Below are 2,500 nucleotides of genomic sequence, written 5' to 3' on the forward strand. Positions count from 1 at the left end.
GGCTCACCAAGGCGACGATGCGTAGCCGACCTGAGAGGGTGATCGGCCACACTGGGACTGAGACACGGCCCAGACTCCTACGGGAGGCAGCAGTAGGGAATCTTCCGCAATGGACGAAAGTCTGACGGAGCAACGCCGCGTGAGTGATGAAGGTTTTCGGATCGTAAAACTCTGTTGTTAGGGAAGAACAAGTACCGTTCGAATAGGGCGGTACCTTGACGGTACCTAACCAGAAAGCCACGGCTAACTACGTGCCAGCAGCCGCGGTAATACGTAGGTGGCAAGCGTTGTCCGGAATTATTGGGCGTAAAGCGCGCGCAGGCGGTTTCTTAAGTCTGATGTGAAAGCCCCCGGCTCAACCGGGGAGGGTCATTGGAAACTGGGGAACTTGAGTGCAGAAGAGGAGAGTGGAATTCCACGTGTAGCGGTGAAATGCGTAGAGATGTGGAGGAACACCAGTGGCGAAGGCGACTCTCTGGTCTGTAACTGACGCTGAGGCGCGAAAGCGTGGGGAGCGAACAGGATTAGATACCCTGGTAGTCCACGCCGTAAACGATGAGTGCTAAGTGTTAGAGGGTTTCCGCCCTTTAGTGCTGCAGCAAACGCATTAAGCACTCCGCCTGGGGAGTACGGTCGCAAGACTGAAACTCAAAGGAATTGACGGGGGCCCGCACAAGCGGTGGAGCATGTGGTTTAATTCGAAGCAACGCGAAGAACCTTACCAGGTCTTGACATCCTCTGACAACCCTAGAGATAGGGCTTCCCCTTCGGGGGCAGAGTGACAGGTGGTGCATGGTTGTCGTCAGCTCGTGTCGTGAGATGTTGGGTTAAGTCCCGCAACGAGCGCAACCCTTGATCTTAGTTGCCAGCATTCAGTTGGGCACTCTAAGGTGACTGCCGGTGACAAACCGGAGGAAGGTGGGGATGACGTCAAATCATCATGCCCCTTATGACCTGGGCTACACACGTGCTACAATGGGCAGAACAAAGGGCAGCGAAGCCGCGAGGCTAAGCCAATCCCACAAATCTGTTCTCAGTTCGGATCGCAGTCTGCAACTCGACTGCGTGAAGCTGGAATCGCTAGTAATCGCGGATCAGCATGCCGCGGTGAATACGTTCCCGGGCCTTGTACACACCGCCCGTCACACCACGAGAGTTTGTAACACCCGAAGTCGGTGAGGTAACCTTTTGGAGCCAGCCGCCGAAGGTGGGACAGATGATTGGGGTGAAGTCGTAACAAGGTAGCCGTATCGGAAGGTGCGGCTGGATCACCTCCTTTCTAAGGATATTATACGGAATATAAGACCTTGCGGTCTTATAGACAGGTGCGTTTAGATCTTGTTTAGTTTTGAAGGATCATTCCTTCAAAGCGTGTTCTTTGAAAACTAGATAACAGTAGACATCACATTCAATTAGTAAGCAAGATATCACGTAGTGATTCTTTTTAACGGTTAAGTTAGAAAGGGCGCACGGTGGATGCCTTGGCACTAGGAGCCGATGAAGGACGGGACGAACACCGATATGCTTCGGGGAGCTGTAAGCAAGCTTTGATCCGGAGATTTCCGAATGGGGAAACCCACTGCTCGTAATGGAGCAGTATCCATATCTGAATTCATAGGATATGAGAAGGCAGACCCGGGGAACTGAAACATCTAAGTACCCGGAGGAAGAGAAAGCAAATGCGATTCCCTGAGTAGCGGCGAGCGAAACGGGAACAGCCCAAACCAAGAGGCTTGCCTCTTGGGGTTGTAGGACACTCTGTACGGAGTTACAAAAGAACGAGGTAGATGAAGAGGCCTGGAAAGGCCCGCCATAGGAGGTAACAGCCCTGTAGTCAAAACTTCGTTCTCTCCTGAGTGGATCCTGAGTACGGCGGAACACGTGAAATTCCGTCGGAATCCGGGAGGACCATCTCCCAAGGCTAAATACTCCCTAGTGACCGATAGTGAACCAGTACCGTGAGGGAAAGGTGAAAAGCACCCCGGAAGGGGAGTGAAAGAGATCCTGAAACCGTGTGCCTACAAGTAGTCAGAGCCCGTTAACGGGTGATGGCGTGCCTTTTGTAGAATGAACCGGCGAGTTACGATCCCGTGCAAGGTTAAGTTTGAAAAGACGGAGCCGCAGCGAAAGCGAGTCTGAATAGGGCGCATGAGTACGTGGTCGTAGACCCGAAACCAGGTGATCTACCCATGTCCAGGGTGAAGTTCAGGTAACACTGAATGGAGGCCCGAACCCACGCACGTTGAAAAGTGCGGGGATGAGGTGTGGGTAGGGGTGAAATGCCAATCGAACCTGGAGATAGCTGGTTCTCTCCGAAATAGCTTTAGGGCTAGCCTCAAGGTAAGAGTCTTGGAGGTAGAGCACTGATTGGACTAGGGGCCCCTACCGGGTTACCGAATTCAGTCAAACTCCGAATGCCAAAGACTTATCCTTGGGAGTCAGACTGCGAGTGATAAGATCCGTAGTCGAAAGGGAAACAGCCCAGACCGCCAGCTAAGGT

At 52.8% G+C, this 2,500-nt stretch carries 2 rRNA genes (both cut by a window edge); both read left to right on the forward strand.

Features of this window, described 5'->3' with window-relative positions:
- A 16S ribosomal RNA gene (locus MKZ04_RS17565) occupies positions 1–1,279 on the forward strand; it begins 271 nt to the left of the window's first position.
- 170 nt (positions 1,280–1,449) lie between these two features.
- A 23S ribosomal RNA gene (locus tag MKZ04_RS17570) occupies positions 1,450–2,500 on the forward strand (it continues 1,879 nt past the right edge of the window).
- Together the 16S and 23S rRNA genes form the textbook arrangement of a ribosomal RNA operon.

The organism is Bacillus sp. FSL W7-1354 (assembly GCF_038002405.1).
In the GTDB taxonomy this organism is placed as follows: domain Bacteria; phylum Bacillota; class Bacilli; order Bacillales; family Bacillaceae; genus Bacillus; species Bacillus paralicheniformis.